At 27.3% G+C, this 23,591-nt stretch carries 21 protein-coding genes and 1 pseudogene; 15 read left to right on the top strand and 7 right to left on the bottom strand.

The genetic code is table 11. From position 1 onward, the window contains the following. Positions 1-51: 51 nt before the first annotated feature. The 3 genes from L8V85_RS01145 to L8V85_RS01135 all read left to right on the top strand — a co-directional run bounded on the left by L8V85_RS01145 (position 52) and on the right by L8V85_RS01135 (position 1,534). The gene (locus L8V85_RS01145) at positions 52-279 is read left to right on the top strand and encodes a hypothetical protein (protein ID WP_263725509.1); all 228 of its coding nucleotides are present in this window, start codon (positions 52-54) and stop codon (positions 277-279) included. Further along, the gene (locus tag L8V85_RS01140) at positions 266-547 is read left to right on the top strand and encodes a type II toxin-antitoxin system YafQ family toxin (RefSeq protein ID WP_263737294.1); all 282 of its coding nucleotides are present in this window, start codon (positions 266-268) and stop codon (positions 545-547) included. Before L8V85_RS01145 ends, L8V85_RS01140 begins: the two co-directional genes overlap by 14 nt. 522 nt (positions 548-1,069) lie before the next feature. Beyond that, a complete protein-coding gene (locus L8V85_RS01135) occupies positions 1,070-1,534 on the top strand; it encodes a hypothetical protein (protein WP_263737286.1) in 465 nt (154 codons plus the stop codon). Between the two features lie 27 nt (positions 1,535-1,561). On the opposite strand, the gene L8V85_RS01130 is transcribed toward L8V85_RS01135, so the two are convergent. The 3 genes and pseudogenes from L8V85_RS01130 to L8V85_RS01120 all read right to left on the bottom strand — a co-directional run bounded on the left by L8V85_RS01130 (position 1,562) and on the right by L8V85_RS01120 (position 6,250). Beyond that, positions 1,562-4,303 (bottom strand): conjugal transfer protein TraG N-terminal domain-containing protein, encoded by a 2,742-nt coding sequence (locus tag L8V85_RS01130; protein WP_263688728.1) that lies wholly within the window; start codon positions 4,301-4,303, stop codon positions 1,562-1,564. Between the two features lie 965 nt (positions 4,304-5,268). Continuing rightward, positions 5,269-5,580: pseudogene (gene traN, locus L8V85_RS01125) on the bottom strand (conjugal transfer protein TraN); the annotation flags it as partial. Positions 5,581-5,857: 277 nt separating this feature from the next. Beyond that, on the bottom strand, positions 5,858-6,250 hold the full coding sequence (locus tag L8V85_RS01120; RefSeq protein WP_263737285.1) for a hypothetical protein: 393 nt from the start codon (positions 6,248-6,250) through the stop codon (positions 5,858-5,860). Between the two features lie 537 nt (positions 6,251-6,787). On the opposite strand from L8V85_RS01120, the gene L8V85_RS01115 reads away from it, so the two are divergent. Then, positions 6,788-7,708, top strand: a complete 921-nt coding sequence (locus tag L8V85_RS01115; RefSeq protein ID WP_263737284.1) for a helix-turn-helix transcriptional regulator — start codon at positions 6,788-6,790, stop codon at positions 7,706-7,708. Positions 7,709-7,712: 4 nt separating this feature from the next. Here the strand turns inward: L8V85_RS01115 and L8V85_RS01110 are convergent, their stop codons facing one another. Further along, positions 7,713-9,125: a PD-(D/E)XK nuclease family protein gene (locus tag L8V85_RS01110; RefSeq protein ID WP_263737283.1), complete on the bottom strand. Its 1,413-nt coding sequence runs from the start codon at positions 9,123-9,125 to the stop codon at positions 7,713-7,715. Between the two features lie 105 nt (positions 9,126-9,230). On the opposite strand from L8V85_RS01110, the gene L8V85_RS01105 reads away from it, so the two are divergent. The 6 genes from L8V85_RS01105 (at position 9,231) to L8V85_RS01080 (ending at position 13,894) form a co-directional block, all read left to right on the top strand. Beyond that, on the top strand, positions 9,231-9,779 hold the full coding sequence (locus tag L8V85_RS01105; RefSeq protein ID WP_263737282.1) for a hypothetical protein: 549 nt from the start codon (positions 9,231-9,233) through the stop codon (positions 9,777-9,779). Next, positions 9,776-10,291 (top strand): agmatine deiminase family protein, encoded by a 516-nt coding sequence (locus tag L8V85_RS01100; RefSeq protein ID WP_263737281.1) that lies wholly within the window; start codon positions 9,776-9,778, stop codon positions 10,289-10,291. Before L8V85_RS01105 ends, L8V85_RS01100 begins: the two co-directional genes overlap by 4 nt. Beyond that, positions 10,264-10,542 (top strand): agmatine deiminase family protein, encoded by a 279-nt coding sequence (locus L8V85_RS01095; protein WP_263737293.1) that lies wholly within the window; start codon positions 10,264-10,266, stop codon positions 10,540-10,542. The genes L8V85_RS01100 and L8V85_RS01095 overlap by 28 nt, the downstream gene beginning before the upstream one ends. Positions 10,543-10,566: 24 nt before the next feature. Then, a complete protein-coding gene (locus tag L8V85_RS01090; protein WP_263737280.1) occupies positions 10,567-11,199 on the top strand; it encodes a hypothetical protein in 633 nt (210 codons plus the stop codon). A gap of 66 nt (positions 11,200-11,265) precedes the next feature. Then, entirely contained in the window at positions 11,266-13,188 is a 1,923-nt protein-coding gene (locus tag L8V85_RS01085; protein ID WP_263737279.1) for an AAA family ATPase, read from the top strand. 13 nt (positions 13,189-13,201) lie between these two features. Further along, positions 13,202-13,894, top strand: a complete 693-nt coding sequence (locus L8V85_RS01080) for a hypothetical protein (protein WP_263737278.1) — start codon at positions 13,202-13,204, stop codon at positions 13,892-13,894. On the opposite strand, the gene L8V85_RS01075 is transcribed toward L8V85_RS01080, so the two are convergent. Continuing rightward, on the bottom strand, positions 13,886-15,223 hold the full coding sequence (locus L8V85_RS01075; protein WP_263737277.1) for an McrC family protein: 1,338 nt from the start codon (positions 15,221-15,223) through the stop codon (positions 13,886-13,888). The two genes, L8V85_RS01080 and L8V85_RS01075, sit on opposite strands and share 9 nt — an antisense overlap. Next, complete coding sequence (locus tag L8V85_RS01070) at positions 15,207-17,066, bottom strand: McrB family protein (RefSeq protein WP_263737276.1); 1,860 nt, start codon at positions 17,064-17,066, stop codon at positions 15,207-15,209. The genes L8V85_RS01075 and L8V85_RS01070 overlap by 17 nt, the downstream gene beginning before the upstream one ends. Before the next feature lie 175 nt (positions 17,067-17,241). Between L8V85_RS01070 and L8V85_RS01065 the strand changes: the two genes are divergently transcribed. The 5 genes from L8V85_RS01065 (at position 17,242) to L8V85_RS01045 (ending at position 21,818) form a co-directional block, all read left to right on the top strand. Further along, positions 17,242-17,907 carry a YIP1 family protein gene (locus L8V85_RS01065; RefSeq protein ID WP_263737292.1) on the top strand — a complete coding sequence of 222 codons (666 nt, stop codon included), beginning with the start codon at positions 17,242-17,244 and terminating at the stop codon, positions 17,905-17,907. Between the two features lie 64 nt (positions 17,908-17,971). Then, positions 17,972-19,471: a DUF2779 domain-containing protein gene (locus L8V85_RS01060; RefSeq protein ID WP_263737275.1), complete on the top strand. Its 1,500-nt coding sequence runs from the start codon at positions 17,972-17,974 to the stop codon at positions 19,469-19,471. Between the two features lie 129 nt (positions 19,472-19,600). Continuing rightward, a complete protein-coding gene (locus tag L8V85_RS01055) occupies positions 19,601-20,320 on the top strand; it encodes a WG repeat-containing protein (protein ID WP_263737274.1) in 720 nt (239 codons plus the stop codon). A 75-nt stretch (positions 20,321-20,395) separates the two neighbouring features. Next, a complete protein-coding gene (locus L8V85_RS01050; protein WP_263737273.1) occupies positions 20,396-20,533 on the top strand; it encodes a hypothetical protein in 138 nt (45 codons plus the stop codon). 217 nt (positions 20,534-20,750) lie between these two features. After that, the gene (locus L8V85_RS01045; RefSeq protein WP_263737272.1) at positions 20,751-21,818 is read left to right on the top strand and encodes a WG repeat-containing protein; all 1,068 of its coding nucleotides are present in this window, start codon (positions 20,751-20,753) and stop codon (positions 21,816-21,818) included. A 123-nt stretch (positions 21,819-21,941) separates the two neighbouring features. Here the strand turns inward: L8V85_RS01045 and L8V85_RS01040 are convergent, their stop codons facing one another. Continuing rightward, entirely contained in the window at positions 21,942-23,501 is a 1,560-nt protein-coding gene (locus L8V85_RS01040) for a WG repeat-containing protein (protein WP_263737271.1), read from the bottom strand. Positions 23,502-23,591: the final 90 nt, after the last annotated feature.

Genomic DNA, 23,591 nt, shown 5'->3' with positions numbered 1-23,591 from the left:
TTGATTAAAATACAATATAATTATATTATATGATTTTGAGAAAGGAATTTCATGACTCTTATTATTGAAAATGTCAGTGAAGATTTTTTGCCTGCATTTAAAGGTTTAGCTAAAAGTATAAATGCTAAATGTAAAGTTTCTAAACCTAAACTAAGTAGTTTTGAAAATAAGATATTAAATGCAAGCAAAGAGCTTAGTAAGGAAAAAAAAGATAACACTGCATTAAGCTTTAATTCACATCAAGATTTTGTGAAAGCTTATCAAGATAGCAAAATATAAAATTTATTATCATAAAGATTTTATAAAAGCCTATAAAAAAATAAGCAACGAAGAGCGTATAATAACAGATAAAGTTATTATAAAGCTTTCTAACGATGAAATTTTAGAACCAAAATATAAAGATCATCAATTAAAAGGTGCATTAAAAGATTTTAGAGAATGTCATATAAAGTCTAATTTGTTATTGATTTATCAAAAACATGATAATGAACTAGAGTTAAATATTTTAAAACTAGGCAGTCATAGTAAATTATTTAAAAAATACTAAAAAGAATAATATCAAAATAACTCACAAAGAATTAAAAATACAATCTTAATCTATACTCTCTAAAGCTAATAAAAATAACAGCTTTTATCTTACAAAAAATATTTTTTATCTTACCAATATTAATTTTAAAGTTAAAATTAACAAATTAAATTATAAAAACAGAATAAATACTAATATATCAATATTTAATGCTTATAAAAAAGACTTTATAAAGGACTTTTGTGGGATATATAAAGCACCTTTAGGGGCGAAATAAAGCACTTTTTTGATAGATTTTAAGCAAAAAATAATAAAAAAAGAAAAAATGGACTTTATAAAGGACATTTAGGAGATATATAAAGGACTTTTATGTGTAAAAAATACGCTTAAAAAGCACTTAAAATAAACTTTATAAAGGACAAAAATGTAAAATATAAAAAACCCTTGCAAAATACTATAAAATAGGCATTTAAAAGCACTAAAAAACTTGATTTTTATTGTGAATTTTGGTATAATTTTAATATTAAATGTAAAGGAATAACAATGTATAAAAACACTAAATTAAAGATCACTTTTGTTGTGTTATTTGGATTAATTTTAATCAATATAGGTATTTTATTTATAAGCAAAAATGAAATATTTACTAAAACTCTTATAGGTTTAATAGCAACTACTTTCATTTTATATTATGTTTTAGCTTGGATAAATACTATTAAAAGTATTAAAGATAATAAATACATTAAACCAGCTTTTAAAGATATATTATTCTCTATATTAAAAAGTCCTTATTATATAATAAGATTTTTTCTTATAGGTAGAATCAAATATCTCGGAAATAATGAAAACAATTTGTATAAAAAAGATATAAACTATATTCTAGAAAATGCTAGAGCCATAGGAAATGATATAGTTACTCAGGTAGGTAATGTAACTTTTATAGGAAACAAAATGGTTACTAAAATAGGTAATGTAACTTTTATAGGAAACAAAATGGTTTTATGGAAATAATACTCCCATAATTCTATGGGAGTTATTTTATTTTGTAATTTCAGCAAATGCGTCAGTAACCATTTTACTTCCTTTGACAATATTACCACCTGTTCTCTTAACTGCTCCATCTTTGAAATCCTTTTCTGTATTTTGCAGACCACTTGATACTTCTTTTTGAGTATTACCACTAGAATCTCCCCAAGTAGTACTTTGTCCTGTTTGATCTTGGTGTCCTTCTTTTAGCGTTTTAACATTATTTTGATATTGATCAGCGTGTTTAGTTGCTGAACCATCGACTTTTGATATGTTACTATTGTTAAACGAAGCAACTTCACCACTAGCGTGATAATTTTTATTACTAATTTCTCCTATATTATTCGATGGATTGTCAAATTCTCCAGCATTAAAATATTTAGATAATTGCTGTGGATTATTTACAGCCCAATTTTGGAAGTCATTCATAGCCATTGTAATAGCATGGTTTTTATTTCCAGTATTCCATGCATTTGTAATTTCTGTATTATCACCAGATTTTATATAGTCATTAAGCGCTTTAGGAATAGAATTTACATTGACATTTTGAGATAAACTTTCAGTTGAACTATATTTATCAATAGCAGAATGTACTTGAGAAAATTCTTTACCTGTAAAGGTTGAGAAGGCATTATTAAGAGAAGCCCTAACAGATGAATCATTAGAGTAGGTAGAAGAAACATTGTTTGCAAATTCTTTATTCCATTGCTCCATTTCTTTATCTGATAAGGTATAAGTTCTACTAGTTCCATCTTTTTCTGTAACAGAAAATTCACTACCTACTACTACCATATTAGCTCCAGCTTTTAACGCGCCAGAAATTTCACTTGCTTTAGTATCTCCAGCTTGAGCCATTTTATCAAATGCTTTAGTGGCAGAAGCTTTAAATACTTCTTGTGCTTGAGCGTTAATACCATGAGAAGAAGAATGATCAAATGCCATGTTAGCAATATCCTGAGAAGTTCTTCCAGTTTTTAGAGTATCCCCAATTGCTTTTGATACATCATTGCTTGCGCTAGATTGCATTGTCTTAATAGAGCTTGCGTCAAGTCCAGTTATATTTGCAGAATTCACCCCATTATTATCATAGCTTACTTTTGAATTAGTATTAACATCTGTAACAGTATTTCCACCACCAGATATAGAATTAACAGAAAAACTATGATTATCTACATTATACGCCCCTAAACGAGAATTTATACCAGCATGCTTAGCAATAACTTCTTCACCTAAAGGAGAAGCTATTTTGGTTTCAGTAGATAAAGCTTGCTGATTTGTAAAACTTCCTGCACTTCTTGAAGCACCTTGTAGGGTTTGTGATAAAGATGAAGCCACTGACACAAAACCTTGCTCACTAGCTTTAGCTACTGCAAAAGCTAATAATGGAGTAAGCATTACAAGATAATTAATGAAATTTGTTTGCTCAGATATTTGTTTAAAGAAAGATAAGCTATTACTCATAGAAAAGCTTAATGAGCCATCTAATAACACTTGAACACTTTTTGATAGATTTAAATCATTAAAATAATTAATAATACTTAATATAGGAGTCCATAAAACTATCCATATACATAAGGTAAAAAACATTTTTATATGTCTAAAATCGCCAAACATAATAGAGAGTAAAGCCATAATCCATGATAAACCTATAATTAAAACTGTTAAATAAGCTTTAGCTAGTGGTAAATAAGTTTGAGCCATCATACCTTGAGTTAGCATGCTTGACATGAAGTTTTGCTCAGCTACTGCTGTATTTGTAGCTACTGCATTTGGATCAAGTCCTACCATTTTTGCAGTATTAATTAAAGAATCTCTTGAAGCATTAATTAACATAGCTTGCATTAATTGAGATCTTGCTTGTGTAGCTTGTCCTGAGAAAATTTCCCAAACACCCTGCATTGAAGCTCTATAAGCATTTTCATCTTTACTACCTAAAATACGCGCATGGATAGTTTCTATTTTTGGAGCTAAAGAACCTAAATCTTGTTTAATCAAAGCACCTGCTTGAGTACAAGATCTAATACTACCTTTATCTTTTTCCCCAAAATATAAAGTAAATTGACTACCCTTGCCTATTTCAAATAAATCCTCATATAAATTATCACTATGTCTAAAATTAGTATCCATTCTGCCTTTATTTAATTCCATTCCATAAATAACACAGTTTCTAAAAAATAAATCAAGATTTTTTTGTGTTCTAGGACTAAATTGACTTAATTCTAAATCTGGTAAATCCATAGTAGATCTTAAAGTAAAACCAAATCCAGCATTAGAAAAATTAGTAGATTGTGGAGTAGAATAAAATTTTTCCATAGCTTTAGTAATGGAATCTTCCATTCTTGACATGAAAGAAAAAGTCAAACCAATACCAAGTGGAACTTGAGAAACTATATAGTCTTTACCTGTTACATTATCATGTATCATATATCTATGCTGAGCGTCATTTGGCGCTCTTAAAAAGCATTGCCAAATAATAACCATGATAAAAATCATTTTACCAAATTCAAATATAGGGCTAGTTCTTTCATCCATTACTTTTTTAATAGCAAAAGTAAAAAAGGCAATAGCCATAACAATTTTAACCATATAATCAGCACCACTTGTTATACCTTTTATGGCTTGTAAAATATCATTTGCTACTTCACCATAACCCCAAGTAAAGATAATATGATTATCATCTATATTTGTAGCACCAAATAATAAAGAAGGTGCAAAAATTAAAGCACTAAGGAATAAAATGTAAAATCTTTTCATCAATTATGTTAAAGAAGTTAAAGAGTTTGTTTGGTATAATTGTATTAAGGGTTTAAGCCGCAGGCTGACCCCCTACGGCTAAATTGTGAAACCCCTGAAAGGAGGTAACTCAATGAGGTTCGTAAAGCTCATTTTAGTGGTTATTATACTACTTTGCCTATTTATAGTCAAGATATATTAACCAAGCCCCTTTTTGGGGCAACTAGAGTGAGCTACCTGCGGTACCAAACAAACTTTTAACTAAACTTCATCTCCTTTCTTTTAGTTTTATATATTGTTTTTTAGCATTTGTGTTAAATAAAGGCACAAAAAAATAAATTTTAAATAATAAAAAAAGTAATTTTTTCCATTGTTTGTGTTAAAGAAGTTAAAGAGTTTGTTTGGTATAATTGCATTAAGGGTGCAACGCCAAAGGGGTGCAACCCTTTAGCGTTAATTTACCGCCCAGAAGGGAGGTGAGCATAATGCTAACAAAAATTATCCTTATAATTATACTCTTAACGCTTTGCTATGTCAAGGCTTATTGAGTATCCCCTGCTTTTGCAGGGTTTAGGATAATCCCTTTGGTTTTACCAAACAAACTTTTAACTAAACTCTATCTCCTTTCTTTTGGTTTTATATATTGTTTTTAGCATTTGTGCTAAATAAAGACACAAAAAAATAAATTCTAAATAACAAAAAAGTAATTTTTTCCATTGTTTGTGTTAAAGAAGTTAAAGAGTTTGTTTGGTATAATTGTATTAAGGGTGGAATGCCAAAGGGTGCCACCTTTGACATTCAATTTACCGCCCAGAAGGGAGGTGAGTCGAATGACTAAAATTATCCTAATAATTATATTAGTTATGCTTTGTTTTGTCAAGGCATGCTAATTTCCCCTGCTTTTGCAGGGTTTAGGATAATCCCTTTGGCTTACCAAACAAACTTTTAACTAAACTTCATCTCCTTTCTATAATTTTATTTTCTTTTTAATTAGTAGGTTTTCTTATTAAATTCTCAAGATTGCTTTCAATCTTTTCTTGTATTTTTATAGAATCAGCTTGTATTTTATCTACATCAATACTTCCAACAATATCAGCAATAAATTCACTTAAATCTATTTCACTAAAATCTAACTTTTGAAATTCTTCTGGAGTAAATCCTCTACAATCAGGACTTTTTGGAGAACCCCAACCTCTTCCAATTTGTGGGCGTCCTTGTTCATTAAATATTCTTGCTAATTTTGAATTAAAACAACAATGTGTTTTTTTATGCTGAATACAAGCTATGAATTTAATTTTTTTAGAGCAATATTCACCAACTTCTACACATCTATTTTGCTTATTGAGTTTTGCTAGCTTTTTTCATCTTCTTTACAAGGAAATGGAACGCATTGATACTTATTATCCGTTAAAACCATCATTGTTAGAATCTATCGCTAAATTATCTCTTGGCTTTTGGAATGGTAATTTCAATAAACGATATATTGTCACAACATATACTAAAAATCCAAAAGAAAGTAGTATATTATAATGCAACATAACACTATTTAAAAAATTTTACTACATTTTTTATATTTCAATTAGTATTTATACCTTTTGAATTTGTATTTTGGTTAATACTTGTGTTTTGCTCCCACAGCCTATCAAGCATAGCATTAAAAAGCTTAGTGGTATTAGTTTCATTGCTTTTGGATATATAGTTTTTAACATCATCAACCCTTGTTTTGATTTGATTTTTTTGAGTATTTGCATAAAAGAGTGCTTTTAGCTCTTGTTCGTGTCTTGTTTTCAACTCCTGAGTAATCCTCGTGAGTTCATTATTTACACCCAAAACTAAATTTAAATCACTTTGACTTTTTTCTAATTTTGCGTTTGTGCTATCTAGCTTAAGATATAAAAATACATTAAGCATAAGCATTAGAGCTAAAGCAATATAAAGCTTTGTGTTTTTAAATAAAAGATTTATCATTTCTTATTTTAGAAGTTTAAGTAAGATTTGAGTATAATTTCAAAGGGTGGAACACCAAAGGTGGCCGCCTTTGGTGTTAATCAACACTCAGTTAGGTGGTGATTAAATTGAATCATAAAATTCTAGTAATAATTATACTACTTTGTATAATTATAGTCAAGGCTTATTAGCTTTGATTTCCCCTTTAAAAAGGGGAGCTAGAATACCACCTTGGCCTACTTAAACTTTTATCTCCTTTCTAAAATTTATTTGTGATTTCTAATTTTATATTTGATAAATCTTGCTGATATAACAAGTCATATAATTTTTTACAAGCTTGTCTGCTTTGACCTATACTTTCATCACTCTTAATTAAACCTAGTAAAAACAACCTTTTGTATTCTAATAATTATATATTTATCATCTTTTACTCTCAAACATTGTTTTCTAAATAAACTTTCATTTCCAAACTATAAGTTTTACAGCGTTTATAAACTAGACTTTATTTGTTTATAAAGCAATTGTTGTTAATATTTTGAAAAAATTTAGAGAAAAATCATGAAAGATCTTAAAAAATACATCGCAAATTCCAAACTAACACGCCTTGAAGTTTTATATGAAAAATTAGTAAAGTCTGAAAATGGCATAACCATAAAAGAACTAGCCCAAGAACTCAATGTAAGCGCTAAAACCATAAAAAGAGATATGCAAGGGGTTTTTGAGCCTATGGGGCTTATTAAAAATGGAAGAAAATGGCGTATTGATACAAACAAAGACGCTCAAGAGCAAGATGATGAAAAAATAATCCTTGAAGTGCTTGATACCATGGCAAAAAGCGCCGGAAATAGCTTTTATGCTAAGGCTCATCCCCTACTTTCTAAACTTTCTCAAAATATCTCTAACCCCATCCATACTAGTTTAGATGCAGAAAAGCTAGAAGAAAAAGATTTAAGCAATTTTCAAATCCTCGAACAAGCTATCAACACCAAAACACAAATTGTCTTTAAATACGAAAATAAACTTTTCCAAGTAAAACCTTTAAAACTAGCTTTTTTTAGTGGCTTTTGGTATTTGCTTGCTTTTGATATGAAAAAACGTGATATTTTCAAAAAATTTTATTTAAAAAATATCCAAAACATCACCCTAACCCAAGAGCATTTTCAAACCGATGAGAGTTTAGAAGTAAAACTTCAAAGAGTAAATTCTATATGGTTTAGCCTTGATAAGCCTTTTACAGTAAGGCTTTTAGTAGAAAAACCGATACGAAAATACTTTGAAAGAAAGCCTCTAAATTCACAAATCATCACCGGTAAAGACAAAGACGGCTCCATAGAAATAGAGCTTGAGATAACTCATGAAATGGAAATTTTACCTTTAGTGTATTATTACATACCTTATATAAAGGTTTTAGAACCTGATTTTATAGCAAATAAAGTCAAAGAAGTAGTTGGAGAATACCTTGATCAAATAAGCAAATAAATGCTTATTTGTTTGGTTTTAATTCATTGTTTATATTTTCTAAAGTGCTTTTTATGGTTTCTTTATTTAAAAACTCTTCTAAAATTTTGGAAAATTCTGTCATCCAATTACCATGATTATTTATTAGCCAATACGCAAAAGCATATTTTTCTTTAAAGTTAAAATTTTCAAATACATCATAGTAATAATGATCGCCACTTCTGCGGATATTATCATTTCTCATATTTGAGTTTTGAAAGAATTCTTTATATTTTTCATCCTCTTCATTACAATTAATTTTAAAAGTCAATCCGAAATTATCATAATCACTTTTTCCAAAAAAAACACCCACACTAGGCCACACATCATTATCATCTTCATAAATTTTTGGATAAAAATCAAACCAATCGTAATTAACTCTTTTCTCATCAAGCTTATATCCAAACCATTTTTCATCACATATAGTTCGTTCTTTTTCAAATTCTTTTTCAAGCTCATTAAAAAAATCATTTACTAATTCTTCACAAATTTCATCCCATTTCTCTCTTACTATTTCTTTTGCTTTTTTATATTTATCGTAATCTATATCCTTAAAATCACTTTTATTTTTAGTATATCTATATAAATTTGTAGCATTGTTTAAATTTTCTTTACTCGATTTCAAAAATTCCATGACATAATCTTTAGCCACATAATCATCTATAGCTACATACCAAGTTAAAAGAGTTTTATACTGATTTAAAGTAAAAATCACATTTTGCATATCATTTTTAAATTTTTTATCAATTTCATTGTTTTTAACTTTATTCTCACACACACCTATACAAGCATTAATCCACTCTTTTATCCATTTATAATCCATTTTTAGATAAAAACTCATTTTTTTATCATAGCTATCATATATAAGACCATTATTTATTTTAAATCCATTTCTTGCGCCTAAGCTATATTTGCTAGGCTCGGTATCTTCATTTTTATGCAAATAAATAGTAAGTATATTTTCATGAAAATCATCTATGTTTTTAACTTTTTCTTTTATGTGTTTTATGTAATCTTTGAGTTGATCTGGTTGATCTTTTGCATAAAGTTTATTTTCTATGATGATATATCTTTTATCTTTTAAACTTATGAGTATATCGATTCTTCTATTATCTTTAGCACAAGCTTCTGTTTCTACGCTTTCTATGTCATGGGCTGTAAGATTTTTAAATTTCTTAGCTTTTGTGTATCTTCCAAGCTTTTTTAAAAACTCATTTGCAAAAAGCTCTTGATAATGATCACCATGCGGATCGATCAAATAAGCTATAAATTTAGAATGATAGTTTTCTTTATACTCAACTCCCAAAGCTTCGAAAATATTTATATCACTCATGCCTTTTTTGGTATTTTCTTCAAATTTATCATTAACCTTTAATAATTCTTCAATAAAATTTTTCATTCACAATGCCTTTAAATATTTTTCACAATTATACTACAAAAATATAGACTACCATTGTCTGCTTTTTTTAGCTATGATTTTTCAAATCATTTAAAAAGGATAAAAATGCTTCAAACCATGAAACACATCCTAACTCACACCGATGAGACTTTGCTTGCAAAGAAATTTGGTTATAACAATGTAGAAAAATTTACCAAAACAAAAACTTTGTTTTTAGAATGCGAAAGCATACAAGAATGGCTTTTAAAAGGACATTATGATATGGTAAATTCCTCTTTAGAATTTATACAAAAATTTGATTTTATCTTAGATAAAGAAATTTTAAATTCAATTTTAGAACAAAGTATTTTATTAAAAGATAAACACATAAAATTACAAGAAGCAAAAGCCATCATAAAAACAAATTTTAAACGCAAAAGCGAGCCTTTGCATGCTTTGATGTTTTTATCTCATTTGCGTGTGCTTAAATTTCCTATTAGCAATGATATGCTCTATCTTGATAAAACACAAGTCATGCAAAAGCTCAAAGAACTAGCTATAAAGCATTATGAAAATTCACAAGGTAAATTAAAGCTTTGGGGAGATATCTTACAATATGACATTATTTATGATGATGAGTTGTTAGTTTTAAGCATGCAAAAGAGCGATGAATGATAGCTATTTCTACACTTTTATCATCAAAACATAAAAGAATTTATCAAAATCTTGTGCAAAATTTTGCTAAATTTAACATCGCTTTTAAAGAAATACCAAGTAATGATATATGGTTAAGAGATTTCATGCCTTTAGTGTATGAAAATACGGCAACAAGCTATATTTATGATCCTGATTATCTTAGAAATTATCCACATTTAAAAACCACTATAAAACCTCTAAAAAATCACTTAAATTTAATCCTTGATGGAGGTAATTTCATAAGAAAACATGATGTTGCCTTTATGTGTGAGAAAATTTTTAGCCAAAATCCAACACTTAGCAAGGAAAGCATTATCCATACTTTAAAACAAAGTCTAAATTTAAAACACATAGTCTTTTTACCAAGACTAGCTTATGATAGATACGCACATAGCGATAGTATGATAAGATTTATAAGCAAAGATCATGCGCTAATCAATGATTTCTCTTTAGAAAATGTGCAATTTTTGAGAAATTACACACCGCTTTAAAAGATTTTAAGGTTACAAAAATGAGCTATTCTAAAGAATTTATGCAAAAATACAAATGGGGTGCGTATTTAAATTTTTTAGAGTTTGATAAGGTGATTTTTGTGCCAACTTATAATATTGATGAGGATGAGAGAGTTTTAAACTTTTTGCAAAATATCTATAAAAATAAACAAATCATAGGTATATATCTAAAGCCTATTATCAAAAAAGGTGGAGCCTTGCATTGCATTAGTGCTAATATTTTACAATGATTAAATTTATTTAAAGGATTAAAAATGGAAAATCAAACATTAGAAGAAAAATTTGAAGAGCTTTATCTAAAAAGTGCTTTATCAGAATGGGATAAAGCGATAAACGAACTTAAAAATTTTGATGAAAAAGAAGCAAAGAGCGAACTAAAGAAAAAACATAAGTTACTTAAAGACTATATAGTTTTTAAGTTAAATGAGTTGTATGGAGAATTTGATAATGAAAAATACGATAAACTTTACCAAAAAATGCAAGAAATTGAAAATGATTGCAACCTAAGAAGTAAATACAATTCTCTAAAAAATAGAAATAACATTAAAGAACCATTCAACGGAATTGATAATTTTATATCATGGTATAAAAAACAAGAGAAAGAATGTTATTACTGCAAAATAGCGCAAAGTGATCTAGATAAATTATTTGGAAATAACAAACCTATAAATTCCAAAAAGCGTGCCTTCAATGGTAAATTGCAAATTGAAAGATTAGATCCAGATAAAGGCTACAATGAAGAAAATTGTGTTTTAGCCTGCTGTATTTGTAACAATACAAAAAGCGATATGATAAGTGCTAGTAATTTTGAAAATTATTTTAGTAATAGTGTTAAAAATTTCTATAAAGACTTATTAGAAAACAAAACAACAAATAATTTTTCATAACTAGACAACTAAAGTCTAGTTATTTTGTTTATAATTGCATTATATATCTTAGTTTAAAGGTTTATAATGCAAACAAATACTTCTACTCTTACTCACATTGCGGATTTTGATTATTACTCACATAATGTAAAAGTCATCTCACTACACGCACAAATGCTCTCAAACAACAAACAAATCAAAAAAGATTTTTACAGCGAATTTGAAGATACACTAGAAAAAGATGGTAAAATCACTAGTTTTATCTACAAACAATACTCCAAATTTATCTATCCTAGCTTTTTAAAGAAAAATCTAAGTTATCTTAAAAAATACTTAAATTTTACTCAAGCAGAATGTGATGTGTTTGCGTTTTTTTACTATGCAAACAAAGGTAGATTTGCTTTACACCAAGGCTATAGCACTGCTTTGGGCAAAAAGATCATAGAAAAAATTTTCAACCACACTCCAAAAGATGTCAATAAAGCTTTAAGTGATGATTCTATGCTTTTTAAACTAGATGCCTTGTGTTATTATGATAGCGATGCCTTTGGTATAGATGTAAACAATTTTGAAAGCATTTTCACTCAAGATATTAGCAAAACTACACTTATGGGTGAGTTTTCGTATTTTTTACCTAAAACTAGACTAAATTTGAGTGATTTTGACTATATACAAGAAGAATTAAATACTATCATTACTTTTTTAAAAAAACGCCAAAAAGGAAATATTTTTATATACGGAAAAGCAGGCGTAGGCAAAAACGAGCTTAGCGCACTCATAGCTAAAGAGCTTAGAAAAGAAGCATTGTGTGTTAAAGATTGCGAAAATGATAAAAAATCAAGTAGAATTTCAAATTTTTACGCACTTAAAAAGATACTCAATCCAAAAAAACAAATGGTAGTCTTTGATGAGTGTGAAGATAGCCTTTGCTATGATTCTTTAAAAGAAAAATTAAAAATCAATAAAATCTTAGATGAAGAAAATGGCATTTGTGTATTTTTATCAAATTCTAAAGACATGGATGAAGCGTATTTGAGGCGTTTTGATGTGATTTTAGAGCTTGAAAGTATGCCTAAAGAAAAGAAAATTCAAAATATAAAAAAGCTATTTAATAAAAAAAATATAAAAATAGATGAAGCCATTATAGAAAATATAGCTTCTCATCCTGAACTTTCTCAAGGGGTTATTTTAAAATGTGCAAATAATGCTAAGATCTTTAAAAGCAAAAGCCAAGAAGTATTTGTAAGATTGATCAACGAAAATCTAAAAGCAAGATCACTTCAGGGCATTTCAATGCCAAAAAAAGACAAAAAATACGATTTAAGCTTGATAGAATGTGATTTAAATTTACAAGAACTAATAAACAATATCGATAAAAATTCAAGTTTGAGAATTTTAAGCTATGGCATAGCAGGTAGTGGAAAAAGCGAGTTTGGTAAAGAACTAGCTAATGTTTTAAACAAAACTTTACATTCTTATAAACTTAGTGATATTTTAGATCCTTTTGTGGGCAATAATGAAAAAAATATCGCAAACATTTTCAAAAAAGCTTCTAATGATAATGCTATCTTACAACTTGATGAAATCGATGCGTTAATTTATAGTAGAGATGAAGCAAATAAAAGCTGGGAAAAAAGCTTAGTCAATGAAATGCTTATGCAAATGGAAAATTTTGAAGGTATTTTCATAGCTTCTACAAACTACCTACAAAATCTTGATAAAGCTAGCATAAGAAGATTTGATCTAAAGATAGAATTTCAAGCATTAAAGCAAGAAAAGCTTTTAAAGGCTTTTGAATTTTTTGCTAAAGAATTAAATTTAAGCTTTGATAAAAAGCAAATTGCAAAAAGGCTCTTAAGGCTTCAAAATATTTGTTTGGGCGATTTTGTGCTAATTCTTAGACAAAATAAAATTTTTAAAATCAAAAACGCCGATGAGTTTTTAGAAAAATTAGAAAAAGAATCAAAACTCAAATCAGATGATGAAAAAATCAATATGGGATTTTTATAAAAAGGATAAAACTATGAACATAACACTTCAAGGAACAATACACAAAAGCTTTGTGTTTGGATTTAATGATATAAAAGCAAAAGAACACATTAAAGCATTATATAAAACAAACAATGATGAGTTTAATTTCCAAACACAAATTCAAAACACAGAAAATATACAACTACTAAGCCAAAGCTATCATTTAGAAAATGGATATTTTTTAGATGAAAATACTCAAAGCAAACTTTTGTCTTTTGAAAATTTTTTAAGTCAAAATTATGCGGATTTTAAACATTTTTGTGTTGTTGATTTTATAAAACATAATGCAAAAATACACTATAAATTAAAAAAAACAAACACAAAAGGCAAACTCTATCATCTTGCAAGTGCATATGCCTTTCCTAAAAATGGCTGGATAGATAAAAAAGTGCTAAACATCAACGACATCTCACCTTATCAAAACATGCTTATAGAAGGGTTATTTTATATTAAAGAGCAAGAATTGCTAGAAATTATAAAACAAAATGAAAATTTGATAAGAAATAATTTTTATTTAAAAGATTATGATTTTTCAAAAGGTTTAAAAAAACTTTTAGATGTGAGTTTGGATATTTTATTTGCTAATATTAGCACGAAAAATTTTAAACCCTATAAACTAGAAATAAACTCTATCACTCACGAGGATATAGAAAGAAAGATTTCTTTTATTAAGCTACTAAAATGATTGTTTTAGCAGCTCTTTGATCCTTTCTATAAATTGCGTTTCTTTTTGGGTAATATACTCAAGAGTGATTTCTTTATCTTGACTATCTTCAAGAAAAATTCCATCAACTATAAATTTATACTCATCTGAAAGGATAGAATTTTCACTATGGCATTTTGCTTTTTCAAATTCTTGCATAGGATATAAAAGTCCACCTAAAAGCACCTTGCCTATCTTTTGATAATACCCCATATAAGTATGAATTTGAAACAAATCGTTTCTGTCTAAATCTCCCATGCCATTTTGGCTTCTACCTTCCATTTTCATTCTTTTATATTTAGTATCAAAAACAATATATGTATCATCTTTAGACAAAACAATATCAGGTATTATATAGCGTTTATAAAAGCTATTTTTATAAATTTCAAGCTTTGGAGAATCAACCATATATTCTTCAAAATTATTTCTTAAAAGCTTACTTATATAAATTTCAAAAAGCTCTGCTATATTAACGATAAAACCATAACTTTTTTGATCATTTTTATTTTTACTAGTAAAATTTTGACTTTCTATGATCATTTTTGCGTATTTTAAAAGCTCTTTGTAGTTTTGATAGTTTTGATTTCTCAAGGCTTTGCTAGAAAAGGCTTTGTTTAAACTTTCTTTTATAAAACAATGCTCGCTTTTATTTTGCACTAAATAGGTTTTTATATGTTTTACATTTTTTAAAAAGCTTGAATTTTTCTTTTCTATGACTTCTAATGCTTTATATAATACATTAATAATATGCACATCCTCTATTTGTTCTCTTGTTTTTGTAGCTACCTTTGCTTTTAAAGGGATATTGTGTTTTATAAATTCAACCATATCTATATTTCCCTTAAAACGCAAGTCGTTGTATTTTTTACTTTGATAATTTTTAGGCAAACCTATCAAAAAACTTTTTTCAAGTTTTTGCACAAAGATGTAAAAAAGTATAAACTCACTTATATTGCTTTCCTTTTTTACATCTTGATAAATACTCACATCATCAACAAATACATCATTAGCATAATTTAGCATTCTTTCTAAAAACTTCTTGCCAAATCTGGAATTTATCTCAACTTCCAAACCATTATAAGAAATTTTTCCTATATAATTTCCACTAGCAATTTGCCTTTTATTTTCTTCAATCGTTCGCAATGAAATGATAGGATTTTTAGCATTTTTACTTAAAATTTTTTCATCATCATTAAAAAAAGAAAAGAAATTTCCATTTTTTATAAAATATTCAAAATACAAATCAAAATCTTGTATTCTTGAAGATTTTTGATCTATTTCTATAAAGCTATTATCATTTATTTTTATCATCGTTTTTTTCTATAACAAAAAGTTTTTTTAAATCATCCAAGTGTTTTTGTATTTCTTTTTCATTATATTCGCTTCTTAAATACTCTTTTAAAAGCGCTTCAAAGCGGTTGCTAAAAAGTTTTTTCATATCACTATCTTTAATCTCATCATTTTTAAATTCAATTTTTAGAAAATAAGAATGTCCAAGTTGATATTTTTCACCTATATCTTTACTAATTTTATCGTTTAATTTTTTACAAGCTTGTGTGTATTCTTCAATATTATTTGCATAAATTTCATCTCTTATTACATTATAATCACACTCCATTTCTTGCCATATAAAGCGTCTTCTAAGCGCTAAGTCAAAGCTATCTATACTTTTATCTAAATCATTCATAGTTCCTAGTAAAAACATATTTTCAGGCACATAAAAATCCTCATCATCTCTCATAGAGGCATATTGTGTTTTTATCTTACCTTTTTCTCCTCTATACTCAAGCGCATAAAGTAATTCTCCAAAAACCCTAGATAATTCCGCACGGTTAATCTCATCAGCTATGAAAAAATACCCATGATCACTTAGAGCTTCATTAAAATTTCCTTTTTCGAGTTTTTCTAAAAATCCTTTTTCTTCTTCTTTTGCTTTATCACAAAATTCTCTAAAAATTCCATTTTTAAGCTCAAGTTTTAATTGTCCATTTTCAATCCCTGCAGGTTTAATACCTTCTATAAAATCCTCATAAGAAAAACTTGGGTGAAATTGAGTAATGAGCATTTGATTTTCATTTTTAATGATATTTTTTACATTATTTACTATAGTGTAGGTTTTTCCAGTTCCAGGAATTCCATGAAAAATGATGTTTTTATGCGTTTTTAAAAGCTTTTTAAAGCCTTCTAAATCATTGCTTTTTATATCTGCTTTGCCACATAAATTTGCAAAATCATAAGCTGCTTGATAAAGTTTATAATACGCACTTTGTTTTGGATCTTTATTGTTATCATTTTCAGCTAAGTTTTCTTTTGTAATCAAAGCCAAATCAGATTTTTTTATCTTATCAATCAAATTTAAAAATTGATCTAAAATATAGTATTTTGGAAGATTAGGTGTTCTTTCTACTTCAAGTTTTTTCAAAACAAAATCAAAATATGCTTGTTCGTTATTTTGTATATTGCTATTTTCTTTTATGCTTTTAAGTTCATTATTTGAATTTTCATTTAGCATTTCAAAGATATACTTAGCGGTATTTACAGAAGCATCATTTGCAAGTGGAAATTTATCATCTTTAAATTGCATCCAATACGCTAATTCTCTAGCAGTAGCTTTCATACCTTCTACATTTTCAAGCTTATCGAGTAATTGTGTCAAGTTTCTACTTTTATCTGAAGCATCATTTATTTTTTTAAGATTATCATCTAATTTTGTTTTATCTTTTAATAAATTCGTAGCATTACCTTGCATTCTAGCACTATTTATACTTTTATCCCACCATTGTTTAAATTTTTCATCATCAAATTTATCTTCTTTAAATGTTTCACTAAAATTGTCCACAATTTTGCTTTTTGTTTGTAAAAATTCTCCATTTTTATTAAATTTAATATGTATAGTACTTTTATCATTATAAATGTATAAATATTTCTCAAAAGCTTCTTTTAAACTATTAAATTTATCGTTATTTTCCTTATAAATGTTATCAATCAACTCTTTAAATTTCGATTTAATATCATCATTTCCTGAAATTTCACTATTTCTTTCCTTGCCAAATTTAGTATGATAAATATAACATTTTCCATCTTTATCAAAAAAATAACCAAAATTTTTATCTTCATTTTTAATTTCGTTTAATCTAGTTTTTAAATCACCCATTGTTTTCCTTAGTTTTGATTTTTATAATTATAACTTAATTTTTGCATTGTTAATTATACCAAAATAAAAAATTTAAAATAGACAAACACAGTCCACTAAAATAAATTACAATTGTAAAATAAAAATATCAAGTCATGGAGGTGTTAAAAAATAAAAATCAAATTTAAAATAACAAATCAAAAAACAAAGGAATAAAATGAAAAAACTATTTTTAATTTTAAGCATGTTAATGTGTATATGCTTTACTTTTACTAATGCTGAAGTAAATTATACAACAGCACAACAAGATATAACAATAGAAAAAACCATAGATAACAATACAAGCACAAAAATAGCTCAAGAAGATTATACCAATACAATAATCATCACCATAGCTATCTTAATATATATCATCATAGCTGCAGTGCTTGTGTATTATGGATTAAAAGGCAAGGTAGTCATATATAGAAATACAATAGATCTTAGCTTGTGTGTTGGATTATTTGCTGTATTGCCTTTAGCCTTTATAATCTTTATGACATTATTTCTAATGCGAATAGAAAGAGATACTGCGCTAATTATTATGGGTGTCATTGCTTTTATATGGGCATGCGTTGTATTATATATAGCATACACAACACTAAGAGATAATCGTAATAATCCATTACTAATGATTTTAATACTACCTTTAAAAATAACATTAGGATTATGGTATGGACTTAGTATTTTTGCAGTTTTGAGAAAAAGCAATCTTAAAACCGTAGCGCAAAGAAGAGAAGAAAAACAAAATGCGTTAGCACGCTTTGCTTTTTCAAGCGGACTAATTTATGCTCTAATGCGAGATAAACCTTTGAAAAAATAATACTCTAGCCTATTTTAATAAAAATAGGCTAAAATTCAAACAAAACAACAAAGAAAGGTAAATAATGTTTTTTTCAAAATCAAGATACACAAGAGGCACACAATGTGCTAAGTCTTTATGGCTGAAAACTTACAAAGATGAAGTACTAAGTACCCCAGAGAATACTTCGGATAAATTTAAAACTGGTAACAAAGTAGGCGATCTAGCCTGTGAGCTTTTTCCAAATGGAGTAAAGATAGAATTTGAAGGTAGTTCTTTGAATGAAAAATGCGAACAAACTAGAAAACTATTAGAAAATAACCAAGAAGTGATTTACGAAGCTACTTTTTGCTATAATGGCATTTTGATCATGATAGATATTTTACAAAATACTAAAGATGGTATGATCATTAACGAAGTAAAAAGCTCTACATCTTTAACAAAAACACCTACTTCCAAAGTAATTAAAAAAACATATATAGATGATTGTGCTTTGCAATATTATGTTTTGTCAAATTTGGGTTATAAAATCAAACAAGTTAACCTGATACATTTAAACAATGAATACTATAGAGGTGATTTTCTTGATATAAATCAACTTTTTAAGTTCAATGACATCACAGATAAAGTTATCCAAAACCAAGAAGAAGTTAGAAAAAATTTAAAATACTTTGAAGAAATTTTAAGTAAAAATGAAGAGCCAGATATAGACATAGGAACACATTGTTTTGATCCTTATGATTGTGATGGATATAAGTATTGTTGGGTTGAACAAAGAAATTTATGTGAAAATGAGAATATATTTAGCATTTCAAAATCTAATAAAATTTTTAATTTGTACCGTAAAAACATAATCAATTTTAAAGATATAAAAGATCTGTCTACTTTTACCGAGAATCAACAAATCCAAATCAAAGCTTCACTTAATAAAGAAATCTACATAAACAAAGAAAATATCAAAAAATTCTTAGATACACTAACCTATCCCATATATCATCTAGATTTTGAATCCTTTACGCAAGTCATACCTGAATACAGGGTAGTCAAGTCTTATATGCAAATTCCTTTTCAATACTCTTTGCATATAGACTATAAAGACAAGTTAGAGCATAAAGAATTTTTAAGCGAATGTGGGATCGATCCAAGATATGAACTTGCAAAAAATTTGATCAATGATATACCAAAAGATGTTTGCGTGCTTGCTTATAATGCAAGTTTTGAAAAAGGTGTTATAAGAAATTTAGCACTTGCTTTTCCTGAATTTAGTGAGCATTTGTTAAATATAGAAAAAAATATCGAAGATCTTATGATACCTTTTCAAAATAAAGATTATTATCATTATAAAATGCAAGGGAGTTATTCTATAAAAAAAGTCTTACCAGCTCTAATCCCTGATATGGAGCAAGCTTATAATAATTTAGATTTAATCCACAATGGAAGCGAAGCTATGAAAAGTTTTGAAACTATGCAAAATATGGATGAAAACAAAAGAAAAGCTCTCCGCCAAGCCTTACTAGAATACTGCAAACTTGATACTTTAGCCATGGTGAAAATTTTAAAGCATTTAGAAGAGCTTGTAAAATAATAACTATATTAAAAGTTACTGCTTAGAGTTTTTATATCAATCTCTAAGCAAAAATCATCAAACTAGACAGCAGTAGTCTATAAAAATACATTATAATAAAATATTATATCAATCAAAAAAGGAAAACATGTGAAAACAACACTTTTAAAACTAGATAAAAATCTTGCTAATAAAAAAATAATAAATTGTGGTGTTATAAAAAAAGATGAAATGTATTATGCAAGTTTTGAAGAAGATTCGATCTTATTTGACATCAATGGAAATATACTAAAAAAAATCGCTGGCAAGATTTATCACTTAAATGATGATTTATATGGACTTTGCTGCACAAAAGCAAAATGTGGTCTTATAGATAAGCAAGGAAATTTAGTCTTAGAAGCAAAGTATGATTATGTTCATGATTTTTATGATGGTTTAGCTGGAGTTAATCTTAATGGAAAATGGGGTTTTATAGATAAAAAAGGAAATTTAGTTATAGAAGCAAAATATGATGATGCTTTAAGCTTTAACGAAGGTTTGGCCGGAATTAAGCTTAATGGAAAATGGGGTTTTATAGATAAAAAAGGAAATTTAGTTATAGAAGCAAAGTATGATTATGCTTGGGATTTTAGCGAAGGTTTAGCTGTAGTTATGCTTAATGGAAAATATGGATTTATAGATAAGCAAGGAAATTTAGTTATAGAAATAGAGTATGATGTTGTCTTGAATCTTGTTGGTGATTATGAATATGATTACATGGGTTTTGCAGATATAGATGAAAATTGTTGTTATAGTGAGATACTAAAATTTGATACGAATTTATTTTTACTTAAAAAAGGCGAAGAATTAAAACTAAAAAACCTAAATTAATTTAAAATGTTTACGTGCTTGCTTATAATGCAAGCTTATAAAAATTTAGGTTTAATCCAGAATGGAAGCGAAGCTATGAAAAGTTTTGAAACTATGCAAAATATGGATGAAAACAAAAGAAAAGCTCTCCGCCAATCCTTACTAGAATGCTGCAAACTTGATACTTTAGCCATGGTGAAAATTTTAAAGCATTTAGAAGAGCTTGTAAAATAATAACTATATTAAAAGTTACTGCTTAGAGTTTTTATATCAATCTCTAAGCAAAAATCATCAAACCAGACAGCAGTAGTCTATAAAAATACATTATAATAATAACTATATCAATTAAAAAAAGGAAAACACATGAAAACAACACTTTTAAAACTAGATAAAAATCTTGCTAATAAAAAATCTATTGTGCAACCAAAATAAAATAATCACAATTTAAACAATGCTCACTATTAAACAACCTAAAAGCATCTTCACATATCAAAACTTTGATATAGAATATCATGGTTTTGGGGTACTAAATGCAAAGAAAATATATTATATAAATTTAAAAATACACAATACAAAAAATCATCGTATTGTTTTTAAGTCAATTCTAATTGATTCAAACGCACAATTTATAAAAGAATTAAAAGGAAGTATCAATTCCAAAAGCTCTTATAATGGTTTATTTAGAATATATAATGGAGATGAAAATAGCTTTGTAAATAAAAAAGGAAATATTATAAAAATAAATTTTCCTTATAAAATTGATGAAAATATTACAACACAAACTAAATTTAAAAACATAAAAAAATATAAAGAAATTTTAACAACTATTTGTTTAAAAGATAAATGGGGTTTTATAGATAAAAAAGGGAATTTAGTCATAGAAGCAAAGTATGATAATGCTTATGATTTTAACGAAGGTTTAGCTAGGGTTGAGCTTAATGGAAAATGGGGTTTTATAGATAAAAAAGGGGAAATTGCTATAGACACTAAATACAATAAAACCAAAGACTTTTTTCAAGGAATGGCTGCAGTTGAAATTGATAATAAATGGGGTTTTATAGATAAAAAAGGGAATTTAGTCATAGAAGCAAAGTATGATTTTATAGATAGTTTAGATGATGATCTAGCTTTTTTTGACATGCAAGGTGCTTCAAAAATTGGATTATATTTAATATTAAACAAAGAAAATATCGTGAGTTATTTTCACGATGGATTAGCTTCAATCTTGATTAATAAAAAATTTGGTTTTATAGATAAAAATGAAAAGCTAATTATCAAAGCACAATACGATGAAGTAGGTCATTTTAACAAAGGTTTTGCCAAAGTTAAACAAAGTGATAAATGGGGTCTTATAGATAAAAAAGGAAAGATTATTGTAAAAATCAAATATGATCAAATCATAATACTAGATAACAATCTAATATTAGCAATAAAAGATAAGATAGTTAATATGATAAATTTAAAAATCAAAAAAACCATAAAAATAAATGTTTTAAAATACATTAACTTTGATTGTTAAATGTATTTTAAGCACATTCTTTTAAGATCAAATTTTACTCTTTCAACTCTAGCAACCTTAAAATTCTCCAGCCTATATCCTTGCTTATACATGCAATTTGTCTTTGAGAAAAAGGATTAAGGGTTATTTTTCGTTGTATTCTAAGTAAAATTTATGTCCATTTTTACTAAGCTCATAAATTCCATTGCCCAAATCATTTACATTTTCAAACTGCAAATCAAGCACAAATTCTCCATTTGTGTTAATAAAACCCCATTGATTATCTATGCAAACTTGTGCTAAACCTTCTTTAAAATCAAACGCCTCATCAAAATGCTCTTTTATAACAATATTTGCATTTTTATCCACATAAATAAAACCATCACTTGTTAAAACTAATGCCAAACCACAGCTAAAACAAGACATATGCTCATACTCATGCTCACAAAGTATCTCATCATTTTGATTGATCAAAAAATATCTATTGTCTTTTTTTACACTTGCTATGCCTTCGCTAAAGCTATTTGCCTCATCGTATTTTGCTTCTATGATGATTTTTCCTTTTTTATTAATATAGCCGTATTTACCATCTTTTTTTACTACAGCTAAACCTTCGCTAAAATTATTTACATCATCGTATTTTGCTTCTATGATGGTTTTTCCTTTTGTATTGATAAAACCCCATTTACCTCTCGCACAAAAGGCTGCTAAATTCTCACTAAAAAACCTAAGCTCATCATACATCACATCGATGATGATTTTGGTATTTTTATCTATAAAGCCGTATTTGTTAGCTATCTTTACACAAGCCAATCCACCAACAAATTCTTCAACTTCATCAAATTTAGCTTCACAAATTAACATCCCATTTTGATCCATGAAACCAAATTTAGAATTTTCTAAAAACAAAACAAGCTCATCGTCAATAATCTTCATAAAATCAAAACTATTCTTACTAAGCTCATTTTTGTTTTTATCTACCAAAGTATATTTAGTCCCTACCCTGACTTTGATCATATCTTTGGCTATAAATTTCACATCCTTATACATAGGATCAAAAATGCAATTTAAATTTACATCAAACAAACCATATAAAAACTCATCAAACACTAACAAATACTCATCATTTATCAAGCTAATATCATCAAATTTAGCCTCTAAAACAAGCTTTGCAAATTCATTCAAAACTCCGCATTTAACCTTGCCATTGACCTTTTGCTTGCAAAAAAATAATTTTTCATTTAGTCTTTTTATACTTAAAAACTCAAAATCACTTAAAAAATTTCCATTCTGATCAATCAATGCAAACACATCGCCTTTTTTGATCTTAAAAAGCTTATCACTGAGTCTTATAATGCCATCATATTCAGTCTTTAAAATGATATTTGCTTGAGTATCTATGATGATATTTTCATTTCCTTGTCGCAAAAGTGCATAATCATTTACAAAACTACAAACATCATCATATACAAGATCCACCACCACTTTGGCTTTAGTATCTATAAAACCCCATTTGTCATTTATCATAACACCTGCTAAATTTTGACTAAAATTTAAAACCTCATCATATAAAAAATCACAAATTAATTCTCCACTGCTATTTATAAAGCTATACTTACCAGCTTTTTTTACCGCCGCAAAGCCATTTTGAAAATCTCTTACATGATCAAATTCATCATCAATAACAATCCTAACTTCTTTCATCACTTTCCTTTATAAAATGAAATTATATTAGAATTTTATAGACTAAGATTGTCTATATTTTATGCTAGAATATCATTTTAAAAATATGGA

It is taken from the genome of Campylobacter sp. IFREMER_LSEM_CL2090 (genome assembly GCF_025771865.1).
GTDB classification, from domain to species: Bacteria; Campylobacterota; Campylobacteria; order Campylobacterales; family Campylobacteraceae; genus Campylobacter_D; species Campylobacter_D lari_D.
The sequence above is the reverse complement of the archived record's forward strand: the minus strand, read 5'-3'. Positions and strand labels throughout refer to the sequence as shown.